The organism is Cryobacterium arcticum (assembly GCF_003185895.1).
GTDB classification, from domain to species: domain Bacteria; phylum Actinomycetota; class Actinomycetes; order Actinomycetales; family Microbacteriaceae; genus Cryobacterium; species Cryobacterium arcticum.
Genome location: NZ_QHLY01000005.1, coordinates 1 through 12,717 on the forward strand (window position 1 = coordinate 1; position 12,717 = coordinate 12,717).

Annotated in this window: 12 protein-coding genes; 8 read left to right on the top strand and 4 right to left on the bottom strand. The window is 69.1% G+C overall.

The genetic code is table 11. The features are described 5' to 3' along the window. Positions 1–73: 73 nt before the first annotated feature. Positions 74–802 carry a hypothetical protein gene (locus CTB96_RS01510; RefSeq protein ID WP_110125156.1) on the bottom strand — a complete coding sequence of 243 codons (729 nt, stop codon included), beginning with the start codon at positions 800–802 and terminating at the stop codon, positions 74–76. Then, positions 802–1,548, bottom strand: a complete 747-nt coding sequence (locus CTB96_RS01515) for a hypothetical protein (RefSeq protein WP_146215728.1) — start codon at positions 1,546–1,548, stop codon at positions 802–804. Before CTB96_RS01515 ends, CTB96_RS01510 begins: the two co-directional genes overlap by 1 nt. A 134-nt stretch (positions 1,549–1,682) precedes the next feature. Here CTB96_RS01515 and purL point away from each other — a divergent pair, with 134 nt between their 5' ends. Continuing rightward, complete coding sequence (purL, locus tag CTB96_RS01520; RefSeq protein WP_110125158.1) at positions 1,683–3,989, top strand: phosphoribosylformylglycinamidine synthase subunit PurL; 2,307 nt, start codon at positions 1,683–1,685, stop codon at positions 3,987–3,989. Positions 3,990–4,077: 88 nt separating this feature from the next. On the opposite strand, the gene CTB96_RS01525 is transcribed toward purL, so the two are convergent. Then, positions 4,078–4,722: an amino acid deaminase gene (locus CTB96_RS01525; RefSeq protein ID WP_110125159.1), complete on the bottom strand. Its 645-nt coding sequence runs from the start codon at positions 4,720–4,722 to the stop codon at positions 4,078–4,080. A gap of 142 nt (positions 4,723–4,864) precedes the next feature. On the opposite strand from CTB96_RS01525, the gene CTB96_RS01530 reads away from it, so the two are divergent. Genes CTB96_RS01530 through CTB96_RS01555 form a run of 6 tightly spaced genes read left to right on the top strand, consistent with a single transcriptional unit; the run spans position 4,865 to position 9,929 of the window. Then, complete coding sequence (locus CTB96_RS01530) at positions 4,865–5,638, top strand: HAD family hydrolase (RefSeq protein ID WP_181397098.1); 774 nt, start codon at positions 4,865–4,867, stop codon at positions 5,636–5,638. Then, positions 5,638–6,609 (top strand): phosphate/phosphite/phosphonate ABC transporter substrate-binding protein, encoded by a 972-nt coding sequence (gene phnD / locus CTB96_RS01535; protein WP_110125877.1) that lies wholly within the window; start codon positions 5,638–5,640, stop codon positions 6,607–6,609. Before CTB96_RS01530 ends, phnD begins: the two co-directional genes overlap by 1 nt. Positions 6,610–6,612: 3 nt before the next feature. After that, the gene (gene phnC, locus CTB96_RS01540; RefSeq protein ID WP_110125160.1) at positions 6,613–7,434 is read left to right on the top strand and encodes a phosphonate ABC transporter ATP-binding protein; all 822 of its coding nucleotides are present in this window, start codon (positions 6,613–6,615) and stop codon (positions 7,432–7,434) included. After that, positions 7,434–8,237: a phosphonate ABC transporter, permease protein PhnE gene (phnE, locus tag CTB96_RS01545; RefSeq protein WP_110125161.1), complete on the top strand. Its 804-nt coding sequence runs from the start codon at positions 7,434–7,436 to the stop codon at positions 8,235–8,237. Before phnC ends, phnE (CTB96_RS01545) begins: the two co-directional genes overlap by 1 nt. Next, positions 8,234–9,085, top strand: a complete 852-nt coding sequence (gene phnE, locus CTB96_RS01550; protein WP_110125162.1) for a phosphonate ABC transporter, permease protein PhnE — start codon at positions 8,234–8,236, stop codon at positions 9,083–9,085. Before phnE (CTB96_RS01545) ends, phnE (CTB96_RS01550) begins: the two co-directional genes overlap by 4 nt. Then, positions 9,069–9,929 (top strand): MurR/RpiR family transcriptional regulator, encoded by an 861-nt coding sequence (locus tag CTB96_RS01555; RefSeq protein WP_110125163.1) that lies wholly within the window; start codon positions 9,069–9,071, stop codon positions 9,927–9,929. The genes phnE (CTB96_RS01550) and CTB96_RS01555 overlap by 17 nt, the downstream gene beginning before the upstream one ends. Positions 9,930–10,117: 188 nt before the next feature. On the opposite strand, the gene lhgO is transcribed toward CTB96_RS01555, so the two are convergent. Beyond that, complete coding sequence (lhgO, locus tag CTB96_RS01560) at positions 10,118–11,326, bottom strand: L-2-hydroxyglutarate oxidase (RefSeq protein WP_110125164.1); 1,209 nt, start codon at positions 11,324–11,326, stop codon at positions 10,118–10,120. Between the two features lie 339 nt (positions 11,327–11,665). Between lhgO and CTB96_RS01565 the strand changes: the two genes are divergently transcribed. Continuing rightward, entirely contained in the window at positions 11,666–12,580 is a 915-nt protein-coding gene (locus CTB96_RS01565; RefSeq protein ID WP_146215729.1) for an endonuclease domain-containing protein, read from the top strand. The last annotated feature ends 137 nt before the right edge of the window (positions 12,581–12,717 follow it).

Sequence of the window (12,717 nt, forward strand, 5' to 3'; positions counted from 1 at the left end):
CGCCTGACCCGCGCGGCCCGAGCGCGCGGGCCTCGCGCGCGGGCCTCGCGCGCGGGCCTCGCGCGCGGTTGGGCTAGTCCGATTTTTCCGGGCCGAAGACGCGGTCGAGCCAGGCATCCACCTCGGCGTCGCCCACGCCGGGCTCGCCGCTGGCCCAGTACACCCGCAGGGTGAAGGCCAGCGTGCCATCGGTCATCATGATCGCCTGCGTGTTTCGCGGGGAGCTCGAGGCGACACCGTCATACCCGTATTGCTCGGACACCTGGGATAGCCGGTATCCGGAGAACCCGGCCCGCTCGAAGTCGACCAGGGTTCCCGTTCCCCGCTGCCCGGCGCTCGTATCCGGAGGCACGTCGAAGTCGCCGGTGAAGACCGCGTCGAGGGCCTGGGCATCCGCCACCTGCTTCAGCGCCTGCTCGTCCGTGTCCCATTCGACGATCTGCAACACCACCGCGCCGGCGGTCACGCCGGTGACCCCCTCGCGCAGGTTGAAGCCGTTGGCGAGCGTGCCCGTCGCGGTCCAGGCGTCACCGCCGCAGCTGCTGGGCTCGCCGACGGTCTCCGCCACGCAGTACCGGGCGGTCTCGTAGGTCTCGGCCAGCTCCGCCTCGGTCGGGAAGGTGGCCGCGAGTTGCGCCACGACCTCGTGGGGTTCGAGCGTGGGAGTGGGCGTGGGGCTCGGGGTGGCCGATTCCGCCGATCCGGCGCCGGCCGCGCATCCGCCGAGAAGGAGGCTCAGGGCCAGCGCGCCGACCGTGACCCGCCGCGCCAGCCGGGCGGTGGGCGCCGATCGAATACCCACTACTCCGAATCCTCGGCGCCGAGAACGCGGTCCAGCCAGGCATCCATTTCGACATCGACCACCCCGGGTTCCGGGCTGGCCCAGTAGACCCGCACGAGGAGCGCGAGGGTGCCTTTGGTCAACAGGACGGCGTTGGTGCCGGCCAGGTCCTGCACGATGCTGCCGTCGGTGTTGTAGTACTCGGAGGCCTCGGAGAGGCGGTACCCGGCCCAGCCATCCCGCTCGAAATCGGTCACGGTGCCCGACCCCCGCACCCCGGCGATCAGGGTGCCGTCCCGCCCAGGAGCCAGGTCGAAGTCACCGTTGTAGGCGGAGTCCTGGGCCTTGACGTCGGCAAGCTGCTGTGCCGCGCTTTCCACCGATGGATGCTCGGAAATCGTCAGCACAACCGCGCCCGCCGTGACATCGGTGACGCCGTCGCGCAGGGTGTAGCCGTTGCTGTATACACCGGGAACGTCCCACGGCTCACCGCCGCAGTTGCTCGGCTCGCCCGCGGTTTTCGCCTCGCACCACTGGCCCGTCGAGTAGGTCTTCAGCCATTCCGCCGTGGTGGGGAAGGTGGCCGAGATCTCTGCGGCGAGCTCGTGCGGCTCGAGAGTCGGCGTCGGCGTCGGCGCCGCCGGTTCGGCCGCGGGGCCGGTGCCGGCCGAGCAGCCGCTCAGCGCCAGTGCGACGGTGACCGCCGCAACCGCGACCAACCGACCGGTGCCTCGTCGGAGAATGGAGATGGATGTGTGACGTGTCATAGAGCCCCCCGCTCGCGGGACAAGTGCCCCTGCCGCAACCCTAACGTGCGCCCGCGGCGACACCGGGCCGCCGCCGACCCGGCCCGGTAGACTAAGCGGGTCAAGCATCCGCTATCTCTGGGAGAACGCCACTCGTGACCGCTGTTTCCAACACATCCTCCCGCGGCGTCGCTGACACCGTGACCAACGCGATCAACACTCCCGAGAAGGAGCAGCCGTACGCTGCCCTCGGGTTGACGCCCGGCGAATACGCCGAGATCCGCACCATCCTGGGCCGCCGCCCCACCTCGGGCGAGCTCGCCATGTACTCCGTGATGTGGAGCGAGCACTGCTCCTACAAGAGCTCGAAGAAGTACCTGCGCCAGTTCGGCGACAAGGTCTCCCCCGCCATGAAGAAGAACCTGATGGTGGGCATGGGCGAGAACGCCGGCGTGCTCGACGTGGGTGAGGGCTGGGCCGTCACCTTCAAGATCGAATCGCACAACCACCCCTCCTACATCGAGCCGTTCCAGGGCGCCGCCACCGGCGTGGGCGGCATCGTGCGCGACATCATCTCGATGGGCGCCCGCCCGGTCGCCGTGATGGACGCCCTGCGCTTCGGCGACATCAACGACCCCGACACCGCCCGGGTGGTGCACGGCGTGGTCTCCGGCATCTCGTTCTATGGCAACTGCCTCGGCCTGCCCAACATCGGCGGCGAGACCTGGTTCGACTCCGTCTACCAGGGCAACCCGCTGGTCAACGCGCTCTCCGTTGGCGTACTGCGCCACGAGGACCTGCACCTGGCCAACGCCTCGGGCACCGGCAACAAGGTGGTGCTCTTCGGGGCCCGCACCGGCGGCGACGGCATCGGCGGCGCATCCATCCTGGCCTCGGACACCTTCAGCGAGGGCGGCCCGACCAAGCGGCCCGCCGTGCAGGTGGGCGACCCGTTCGCCGAGAAGGTGCTCATCGAGTGCTGCCTCGAGCTGTACCGCGAGAAGCTCGTCGAGGGCATCCAGGACCTGGGCGCCGCGGGCATCTCCTGCGCCACCAGCGAGCTGGCCTCCAACGGCGACGGCGGCATGTACATCCAGCTGGAGAAGGTGCTGCTGCGCGACCCGTCGCTCACCGCCGAAGAGATCCTGATGAGCGAGAGCCAGGAACGCATGATGGCCGTCGTCACGCCGGAGAAGCTCGCCGGCTTCCTCGCCGTGGTGGAGAAGTGGGACGTGGAGACCAGCGTGCTCGGCGAGGTCACCGACTCCGGCCGCCTGATCATCGACTTCCACGGTGAAGAGATCGTCAACGTCGACCCGCGCACCGTCGCCGTCGACGGCCCCGTCTACGACCGCCCCGTGGCCTACCCCACCTGGATCGACGCGCTGCAGGCCGACACGGCCCTGGCCCTGCCCCGGGCGACGGATGCCGCGACCCTGCAGGAGCAGTTCCTCGCCCTGCTCGGCTCGCCCAACCTGGCCGACCCGAGCTGGATCACCGACCAGTACGACCGCTACGTGATGGGCAACACCGCCCTCTCCTTCCCCGACGATGCCGGCATGATCCGGATCGACGAGGAGTCCGGCCTCGGCTTCGTCATCGCGACCGACGCCAACGGCCGTTACTGCCAGCTCGACCCGTACCGCGGCGCCCAGCTGGCCCTCGCCGAGGCGTACCGCAACGTGGCCGTCACCGGCGCCGTGCCGGTGGGCATCAGCGACTGCCTCAACTTCGGCTCGCCCGAGAACCCCGAGGTCATGTGGCAGTTCTCCCAGGCCGTCGAGGGCCTCGCGGATGGCTGCCTCGAGCTGGAGATCCCGGTCACCGGCGGCAACGTGTCGTTCTACAACCAGACCGGCGACCAGCCGATCCACCCGACCCCGGTCGTGGCCGTGCTCGGCGTGATCGACGACGTCGCCCGCCGCGTGCCCAGCGGCTGGCAGGACGACGGACACAACATCTACCTGCTCGGCATCACCCGTGAAGAGCTCGACGGTTCCGCGTGGAGCGCCGTGGTGCACGACCACCTCGGTGGCGTGCCGCCCGTCGTCGACCTCGGCCGCGAAGCCGACCTCGCCGGCCTCTTGCACGCCGCGTCGATCGAGGCCTTGATCGACAGCGCCCACGACCTCTCCACGGGCGGCCTCGCGCAGGCCCTCGCCGAGGCCGTACTCCGGTTCGGCGTTGGCGCACGGGTCTGGCTCGGCGACATCCTCGAGCGCGACGGCGTCGACGCATCCGTGGCCCTGTTCTCGGAGTCGACCGGCCGCGTGCTGGTCTCGGTGCCGCGTGAGGACGACGTCAAGTTTCTCGGCCTCTGCGAAGGCCGCGACTACCCGGTGCTGCGCATCGGCGTGACGGATGCGACCGCTCCCGAGCTCGAGATCCAGGACTACTTCACGGTGCCGCTGACCGAGCTGCAGTCGCGCCACCGCAGCACCCTGCCGAACGCGTTCGCGTAGGCCCCAGCGCGTCGCTGACTTGCCGCGAAGTGCCCCTTCCCGTCTCGGGAAGGGGCACTTTTCGGCAACTCGGCGCCGGCGACCCGGCTCAGTGCCGCCGGCGGAGAGGGGTGCGCGGCGGGAGCGCCGCCAAGGCGGCGTTGTAGCGCATCCGCGGGGGTTCGGCCGCGAGGGCGTCGAGAGAGACCGGGGACGGGTGGGCCAGCGGAAAGACCGTGACCACGCGCATCCGGCCGCCGTGGCACACGCCGTAGACGAGAGCCGCCCCGGATCGGCCGGGCGTGCTCACCACGGTGGTTCGGAAGAACGTGGTCTCACCGGGAACCTCGTCGTCGAAAACCAGCACGTCGCCGCGGGCGCGGGCCGGGCGCGCCAGGTGCGGGAGCACCGAACCCGTGACCCGCTGTAGCACCGTTTCGCCGGCCGCATCCGCCGCATCGAGCAGGAACTCCGCGGGCGCCAGACCCAGCTGGCCGGCCAGTTCGCCGTTTCGCCAACGGTCGCCCTTGAGACCGAACGGCGTGACCACCTTCGAGAGCAGGTAGCCGTAGACGTGCAACAGGCCCGCGTTGCCGATCGGCCAGGTCGCCGCGATGTTCGCTGCCGCGTGCAACCTGAAGAACTCGGCCTTGGAAATCACCGGGGACTGGGCGTTCTCGTCGATCACTGTGGACAGCGCCCAGTCGTTGAAGCGGCCGGCAGCGGCGTCACGGGCGATCTGCTCGAACATCATCTGCCCATAGTAGGCACCTTTACCGAACGAGCCTGGAAGGAAGGTTTACACGCTGTTCACCTGGCGCGGTCATTTAGTCCATAGACGGCTCCTAACATGAACCATGCGTCCACGAGGGGCGCCGGAACAGGAATGAGTGAGCGTGCCATCTCGCGAACGGGTGTTGGTCTTCGACTTCGATGGGACTGTCTCCCTCGGGCACGGACCGATTCGCTCCTACGCGCGTTTCGTCGCCGCCGGCCTGCCCACGGCCGCGGCCGTCGAGTTCCTCGGCCGTTTCGAAACCGACATCTCCGCGCCGCCGTCGGCGACCAGATGGGCGCAGCCGATCGACGGCTACGACCTGGTGCGCCTCTTGGCCGAGCAGTACGACGTGACGGCGAGCGCTCGCAGCGCGGCCTACCTGGCCAGCCGACAGGAGCTTGCGACGAACGCCGCCCCGGTTACCTCGCCCGCCGGCCTCGCTGATTTCCTGGCCGAGGCCCGCCCGACCGCCTACCTGGTGCTCGCCACCAATGCTCCCGCCATCCGCCTCGAGGAAGCCCTCGCCGCCCTCGGTCTGGCCGGGGCGTTCGACGCCGTGCACACCTCCGTGGGCAAGCCGGACGGCTTCGGCCCGCTGTTGGACAGCCTGCTCGCCCGGCTGCCGGTCGGTGCGAGCTCGGCCAACCTCACCAGTATCGGCGATGTCTGGGAGAACGACCTTGCTCCCGCCTATATGCGCGGCGCAACCACCGCGCTCGTCGGCGCCCCGCCGCCCCGCACCGCCACCCCGACTTACCGAGCCGACCACCTGCACGAGCTGTATCCGGCTCTGCGGGACTGGCTCGATTCCGCCACACCTCTCGCACCAGGCACCACCTCGCTTGATCCCACTTTCACCACCGCTCTCACCACAGAAAAGGCTGACCAGTGATCACCAAGAAAGCACTCTCCTTCGTCGCCGCGGCGTCCTTCGCCGCCCTCGCCCTCACCGGCTGCGCCACCAGCTCGGCAGCGGAAGGCACGCCCTCCCCGGCGGCCGACCCTGAGTCGTTGACCCTGGCCCTGGTGCCTTCGCAGGACCAGGCCGGCCTCGTCGACACCGCCAAGCCGCTCACCGACATGCTCACCGAGGCCCTCGGCATCCCCGTCACGGGCGTCGTTTCCAAGGACTACCAGGCCGCCGTCGAGGCGATGGGTGCCGACCAGGCCCAGATCGGCTTCCTGCCGTCCCTGCAGCTCTGGCAGGCCAGCGACATGTACGGCGCATCCGTCGTGCTGCAGACCGAGCGCAACGGCAACATCACCTACCCGGCGCAGTTCATGACCAACAACCCGGACAAGTACTGCGACGACACTCCGGTGGAGCGTGACGGCAAGCTGTTCTGCAACGGCGCCGACGCCCTCGCCGGCCCGGCCGGTCTGGACTCGATCGAGAAGGTGAAGGGCGCCAAGGTGGCTGTGCTCGGCCCGGGCTCCCCCGCCGGCTACATCTACCCGATCCTTGCGCTGAAGAACGCGGGCCTGGACACCGACTCCGACATCGAGCAGATTCCGGTCACGGCCAACGACGCATCCGTGCTCGCCGTCTACAACGGCGACGCCGAGGTGGGCTTCAGCTTCTGGGACGCCCGCGACATCGTGGCCAAGGACAAGCCCGACGTGGGCGAGAAGGTCGTTGTCTTCGCTCTGACCGACGAGATCCCCAACGACGGCGTCGCGCTCACCAAGAGCCTCTCGCCCGAGCTCCAGGAGGAGATCACCACCGCCCTGGCCGACTACTCCGCCACCGAAGAGGGCTCGGCTGTACTCACGTCGATCTACTCCATCACCAAGCTCGCGCCCGCCGACCCGTCGACGCTCTCCGTCGTCGCCGACGCGGCCACGAAGCTGGGCCTGCAGTAACCGATGACTGACCTTCACGACAGCGCGGCGGCCTGGGTTCACCCCCCGGCCGCCGCGCCGTGGTCGATCCGGATGCGTGACGTCAGCGTGCGCTACCCCAATGGGGTCGTCGCACTGAAAAACGTGTCCCTAGACATCGAAGCCGGCGAGATGGTTTCCGTGGTCGGGCTGTCGGGTTCGGGGAAGAGCAGCCTGATCCGCACCATCAACGGGCTCGTGCCGATCAGCTCCGGCACCCTCGAGGTGGGCGGACGGCACCTGGAGACCGCCCGCGGCCGTGAGCTGCGCCAACTGCGCGGGGAGATCGGCATGATCTTCCAGGGCTTCAACCTGGCCCGCCGCGCGAGTGTGCTGAACAATGTGCTGGTGGGCCGGCTCGCCCATACCCCCACCTGGCGCACCCTGCTCGGTCTGTATCGGGCCGACGACAAGCAGATCGCCTACGAGGCGCTGAACAGCGTCGGCATTCTCGCGAAGGCATATGACCGCGCCTCCACACTGTCCGGCGGGCAGCAGCAGCGCGTGGCCATCGCCCGGGCCCTCGCGCAGCAGCCCAAGCTCGTGCTCGCCGACGAACCCGTGGCCAGCCTCGACCCGCCCACCGCGCACGGCGTGATGCGGGACCTGCGCCGGATCAACCAGGACCTGGGCATCACCGTGCTCACCAACCTGCACCTACTCGACCTGGCCCGCACCTACGGCACCCGGCTGATCGGGCTGCGCGCCGGTGAGGTCGTCTACGACGGCCCGGCGGCCACCGCGAGCGATGCCGTGTTCGAGACCATCTACGGCCGGTCCATCCAGCACGAGGATGTGCTCGGCTGATGAGCACGCTGGCACCGCTGGTTCTGCCGCCGAAGCCGCGCGGACGCTGGAAACCCTGGCTGGGCCTGGCCGTGGTGCTGCTGATCACCGCGGTCACGCTGAGCCCGCAGTGGGGAATCGCATTCAGTTTCGAAGCGATCGTGAAGAACTGGCAGAACGGTGCCGACAAGGTGCTCGCACTGCTCCAGCCGGACTGGTCGTTCTTTCCCCGCACCATCCCGCCGCTGGTGGAGACGCTGCAGATGGCGGTGATCGCCACCTTCGTGGGAGCTGTCGTATCGCTGCCGCTCAGCCTCTGGGCGGCCCGGTTGACTAATCCGAACCGGTACACCCGGGGCCTGCTCAAGACCGTGCTGAACGCGGTGCGCTCCATTCCCGACCTGCTCTACGCATCCGTGCTGGTGGCGATGGTGGGGGTGGGCGCGCTACCCGGCATCATCGCGCTGGTGCTGTTCAACGTGGGCATCATCGTGAAGATGGTGTCGGAGTCGATCGAGGTGAACGACGCCGGCCCGCTCGAGGCCGGACGTGCCGCCGGCGGCACCCAGCTGCAGATCAACCGCGCGATCGCGCTGACGGATGCCTGGCCCGCGTTTGTCAACCAGACCCTGTACGTGCTCGAACTCAACGTGCGCGCCTCCACCGTGCTCGGCCTTGTGGGAGCCGGCGGGCTCGGCCTGCTCATCGACGCCGTGCGCACCTTCTACCGCTACGACCAGTTGTCGCTGATCATCCTCGAGATCCTCGTGGTGGTCGTCGTCATCGACACCGTCAGTGCCTCCATTCGAAAGAGGTTGGTATGACCACTCTCACGCCCACCCCGCCCGGAACCCGCGCCCGGCCTGCCCTGGTTTTGCCGGCCAAGCCCAGTTCCTGGCGCCGACTGACCGCCACCATTGTGGTCACCGTCATCGTGATCGTCGCGTTCTGGTCGGTCGACATCACCTGGGCCAGGCTGGGCAGCCTGCCCGGCGAGATCGTGCGTTACCTCTGGCTGATGTTCGCCGCTCCCAACTGGGACAAGATCGGCGAGGCCCTCTTGCAGACCTGGCGGTCGGTGGAGATGGCCTGGGTGGGCACCGTGATCGGCCTGGTGATCTCGCTGCCGCTCAGCTTCCTCGCCGCGCGCGGCTTCGCCCCGGCACCGGCCCGGGGTGTGCTGCGCCTGCTGTTCTCGGTCATTCGGGCGGTGCCGGAGATCATCATCGCCATCGCGATCCTGTCGGTGACCGGCCTCACCCCGCTCACCGGGGCGCTCGCCCTGGCGGTGAACAGCGTCGGCACGCTCGGCAAGTGGGGCTACGAAGCCATCGAGGGCGTGGACCCCGGCCCGATCGAGGCAGTGCGGGCGGCGGGCGGGTCGACGCCGGAGGTCATCCGCTGGGGGGTCTGGCCGCAGGCGATGCCCGACTTCGTGTCGTTCTGGCTGTACAGGTTCGAGATCAACGTGCGGGCATCCTCGATTCTGGGCCTGATCGGTGTCGGCGGCATCGGCGACATGCTCACCTCGTACACTCAGTATCGCGAGTGGTCCACGGTGGGGATGCTGCTGCTCGTGGTGGTCGTCGTGACGATGAGCATCGACGCCGTGTCCGGGGCCCTGCGCCGACGCATAACCGAAGGAGCATCCGTTCGTGAGCTGGACCGGTAACGACGACGCCACCGTGACGACCCGCATCAGTACGGTGCGAAATTCGCTGCAGCCGAGCGAGCTCAGCGTGGTCGCCCTGATCGTGGCGGATGCGGAGGGCGTGGTGGAGATGACCGCGCAAGACCTCTCCGACCGCGCCGGCGTGGCCCGGTCGAGTGTCATTCGCACCTGTCAGAAGCTGGGCTACCGCGGGTTCGCCCAGTTGCGGGTGGCCCTCACCCGGGAGCTCGCCCAGACGCTGGTGACCGAACGCGACTACGGCGAGTCAGCGCTGGGCGCCATCCGTGCCGACATTGATGGGTTGGCTGCCACGCTGCCGCGCATCGCCAGCGTGCTCAGTGAGGATGCGGTGGAGCGTGCCGTGAGCACCATCGTCGGGGCGGGGAGGCTGCTGGCCCTGGCCAGCGGGCTGTCGTCACCGCTAGCGCTCGACGTCGGAATGCGGCTGACCGCCATCGGCCGGCCCACCGAATTCGTGGCCGACCCGATCGGGCAGCAGATCGCGGCCCGACAGTTGACGGCCGCGGATGCGGTACTGATCATCAGCGGCAGCGGTGCGAGCGAGGCCAGCCTCAAGGCCGCCCGTGCCGCCAGGCAGACCGGCGCTGCCGTGGTGGTCATCACCTCCTTCGCCACCTCGCCGCTGGTGAGCCTGGCCGATATCAGCCTGGTCGTGGCCCCGGCGGGCGGCACCTTTCGGCACGAACTGGAGCACACGTCGCGGGTGCCGCACGTGATCCTGATCGAGTCGCTGGTCGACGTGGTCGCAGCCCGACTCGGCGATCATGCCCGCACCACCCGCTCGGCCGTGCTCGAGATCCTCAGCGACAACCTCAGCGAGTAGGGGTGGGGCGGTCGCTCGGGGCCGAGTTCCGCTGGGCTGGGCTGGGCTGGGGCCCGGGCTCGGGCTCGGGCTCGCTCTGAGTCTCGTTTGCCGCGCCCCCTCTGGCTGGCTGATCCCCCTACAGTTGGCTTGTCCAGCCACTCCCCCACGAGAGGTGCAGCGAGCCTGCAGGGTGCGCATCCGCTGCGCTACTCGGGCATACGGGCGAGGACGTAATGTTCGATCACGTGCTCGGCGATAGCCATCGAGGAGGTGGCGGCCGGAGACGGGGCGTTCCGGAGCAGGGTGACCGGGCCGACCTGGTCGACCGCGAAGTCGTCGAGGAGGGTGCCGTCGCGGCCCCAGGCCTGGGCGCGCACGCCCGCCGCGGTCTTCGTGGCGAGGTCGCTCATCTGCAGCTCGGGGATGAACCGGCGAGCCTTGCGGTAGTAGAGCGGTTTGACCAGCGAGCCGCTGATCTCGTCCAGGCCCATACGCCAGTGCTGCCGGGCGAGCGCGCCGGCGCCGGGCCAACGCAGCGACTGCCAGGTGTCCCGGGGCGAGACGGCCAACCAGGAATAGCCCTCCCGGGCCAGGGCCGGCACCGCGTTGGGGCCCACGTGCACATCGTTGTGCACGCCGCGGGTGAAGTGCACACCGAGAAACGGGAACCTCGGGTCGGGCACCGGGTAGATCATGCCGCGCACCAGGTCGGTGCGCGCGGCCGCCAACGCCCAGTACTCACCGCGGAACGGCAGGATCTTCGGCGACGGGTCGGCGCCGACGAGCCGCGCCACCAGGTCGGACTGCAGGCCCGCGCAGGCGATCAGCCGGTCGAAGACCTGCTCGCCGGCGGGGGTGCGCACCCGCACCGTGCCCCGGTCGATCTGCAGGCCCACCACCTCCTGGCCGGTGCGGATGCTGCCACCGAGGCTGCGCACATCCTGCGCCATCGCCTCGGTGATCGCGGTGTAGTCGACCGCTGCGGTGCGGGGCGAGTGCACAGCGGCCACCCCCGCCGCATGCGGTTCGATCGCCCGGATGCGGTCGAGTCCGTCGAGCCGGGCCAGGTCGGGCACCCCGTTGGCCGTGGCGCGGCGTTCGATCTCGGCCAGAGCCGGCAGTTCAGAGGCGTCGACCGCCACCACCAGTTTGCCCAGCTCGCGGTAGGGCAGGCCCTTCTCGGCGCAGTAGTCGCGGATGGCGATGCGCCCCGCCGCGCACAGCCGGGCCTTGAGGGTGCCCGGCTGGTAGTACAGGCCGGCGTGCACCACCCCGGAGTTGCGCCCGGTCTGGTGGGCGGCGAGCCGCTCCTCCTTCTCGAACACCGTCACCTCGCCCAGGCCGCGGAGGAGCAGGGCGCGCGCCAGGGCGATCCCGACAATGCCGCCGCCGATGATCGCTATTCGCTCGCCCATCCCCATCCGTCCTGATGCCTTTGGTGCTCCGTGGCTCCGTCCGGCCGGGCTGCCTCGCCCTGCCGCATCGCCGTCGGGGATCTCCGCTTCGACGCCCGCACGGTGGCATCCTGCCCCCGGAACGGTGGCGCGGCAATGACTCGCCCGGCCGGGACTGAATACCCCACCACCCTGTCCTCACCAGTTGTGGCAAGTTTGTTGCGTCCCAGATCCCGCGAGAGCGGCACAACGGTCACCTCACGGCGGTGAGGCAGCCATACGACCGCTCTCGCGGGATGGCGGTGCGCGAACTGGGGATAAGTTCGGCGCGGCGACACGGTTACGGCGCATCCTCTCGGGGTGAAACGTCGAACCGAAATACCTGCAGCCCTGCGAGGGCGGGCATTCAGCCACCAGGAGGGTCTGGCCCAGGGCATCACACGGGCCCGGATGCGAGGCGACGACCTGGTCACACCGTTCCGCGGCATCCGCTCTCGGCCACTGGACCCGACGGACCCGCTCGCCCACATTCGCGCATACCTGCCCCATCTCAGTGCAGAGAAGTTCTTCAGCCATACCAGCGCGGCGTTAGTCCACGGTTTGCCGTTGCCCATGCGCCTTGCCCAGGATCCGCGAGTACACGTCTCGACGACCCTGGCCGGATCGCGGCACGGTGGCCGCGGGGTGGTCGGGCATCATGTGCACAGCGACCGCGTTCGAGTCGTGCAAGTAGGTGGACTGCCGGTGACAGCGCCGGTCGACACGTGGTGTCAGCTGTCTACCGTGTTGGAGTTGGACGCCCTGATCGAGGCAGGTGACGCGCTGGTACGGCGGAAACATCCGCTGGCGACGATGGATGAGCTGCGTGCTGGCGTGTCCCACTATGCCGGCCAACGTGGGGCGAAAAAGTTGCGTGATGCGCTCGAGGCCGTGCGGCCCCGCACGGATTCAGCCAAGGAGACTGCGACCCGGCTCCTGATCGGGCGGGCCGGGCTGCCCGAACCGGAGGTCAACGGGGAGATCTTCGACCGGCTCGGCCGCAAGATCGCAACCGGAGATCTGGTTTTTCGTGAATATCGGCTGCTGGTGGAGTACGACGGCGAACAGCACCGCACGGACGAGGAGCAGTATCACTGGGACGTGGACCGTCTCGACGCGATCAGGGAGGCCGGCTGGCGTGTCATCCGCATCAACAAGTCTCACCTGAGAATGTCGCCCTCGCCCGCCTTGCGGAAGATCACGACGGCTTTAGCCGCCGCAGGGTGGCGCCCGTGAGTGTGCACCGCGCTCACGAAAGCGGTGGAGTGGTTACCTGAACCAGCCGAGGCAGCCCCACGGCCGCTCTCGCGGAAGCTTCTGGTTGCGAAAGCGGTGCTGCGGCTGGCTCGAACAGCGGAGGTAGCCGCTTGGCC

Excerpts from the sequence above, each read along its gene's own strand:
- lhgO (WP_110125164.1), bottom strand. The coding sequence starts at position 11,326 with ATGGGCGAGCGAATAGCGATCATCGGCGGCGGCATTGTCGGGATCGCC.
- phnE (WP_110125162.1), top strand. The coding sequence starts at position 8,234 with ATGACCACTCTCACGCCCACCCCGCCCGGAACCCGCGCCCGGCCTGCC.
- phnE (WP_110125161.1), top strand. The coding sequence starts at position 7,434 with ATGAGCACGCTGGCACCGCTGGTTCTGCCGCCGAAGCCGCGCGGACGC.
- phnC (WP_110125160.1), top strand. The coding sequence starts at position 6,613 with ATGACTGACCTTCACGACAGCGCGGCGGCCTGGGTTCACCCCCCGGCC.
- CTB96_RS01515 (WP_146215728.1), bottom strand. The coding sequence starts at position 1,548 with ATGACACGTCACACATCCATCTCCATTCTCCGACGAGGCACCGGTCGG.
- CTB96_RS01525 (WP_110125159.1), bottom strand. The coding sequence starts at position 4,722 with ATGATGTTCGAGCAGATCGCCCGTGACGCCGCTGCCGGCCGCTTCAAC.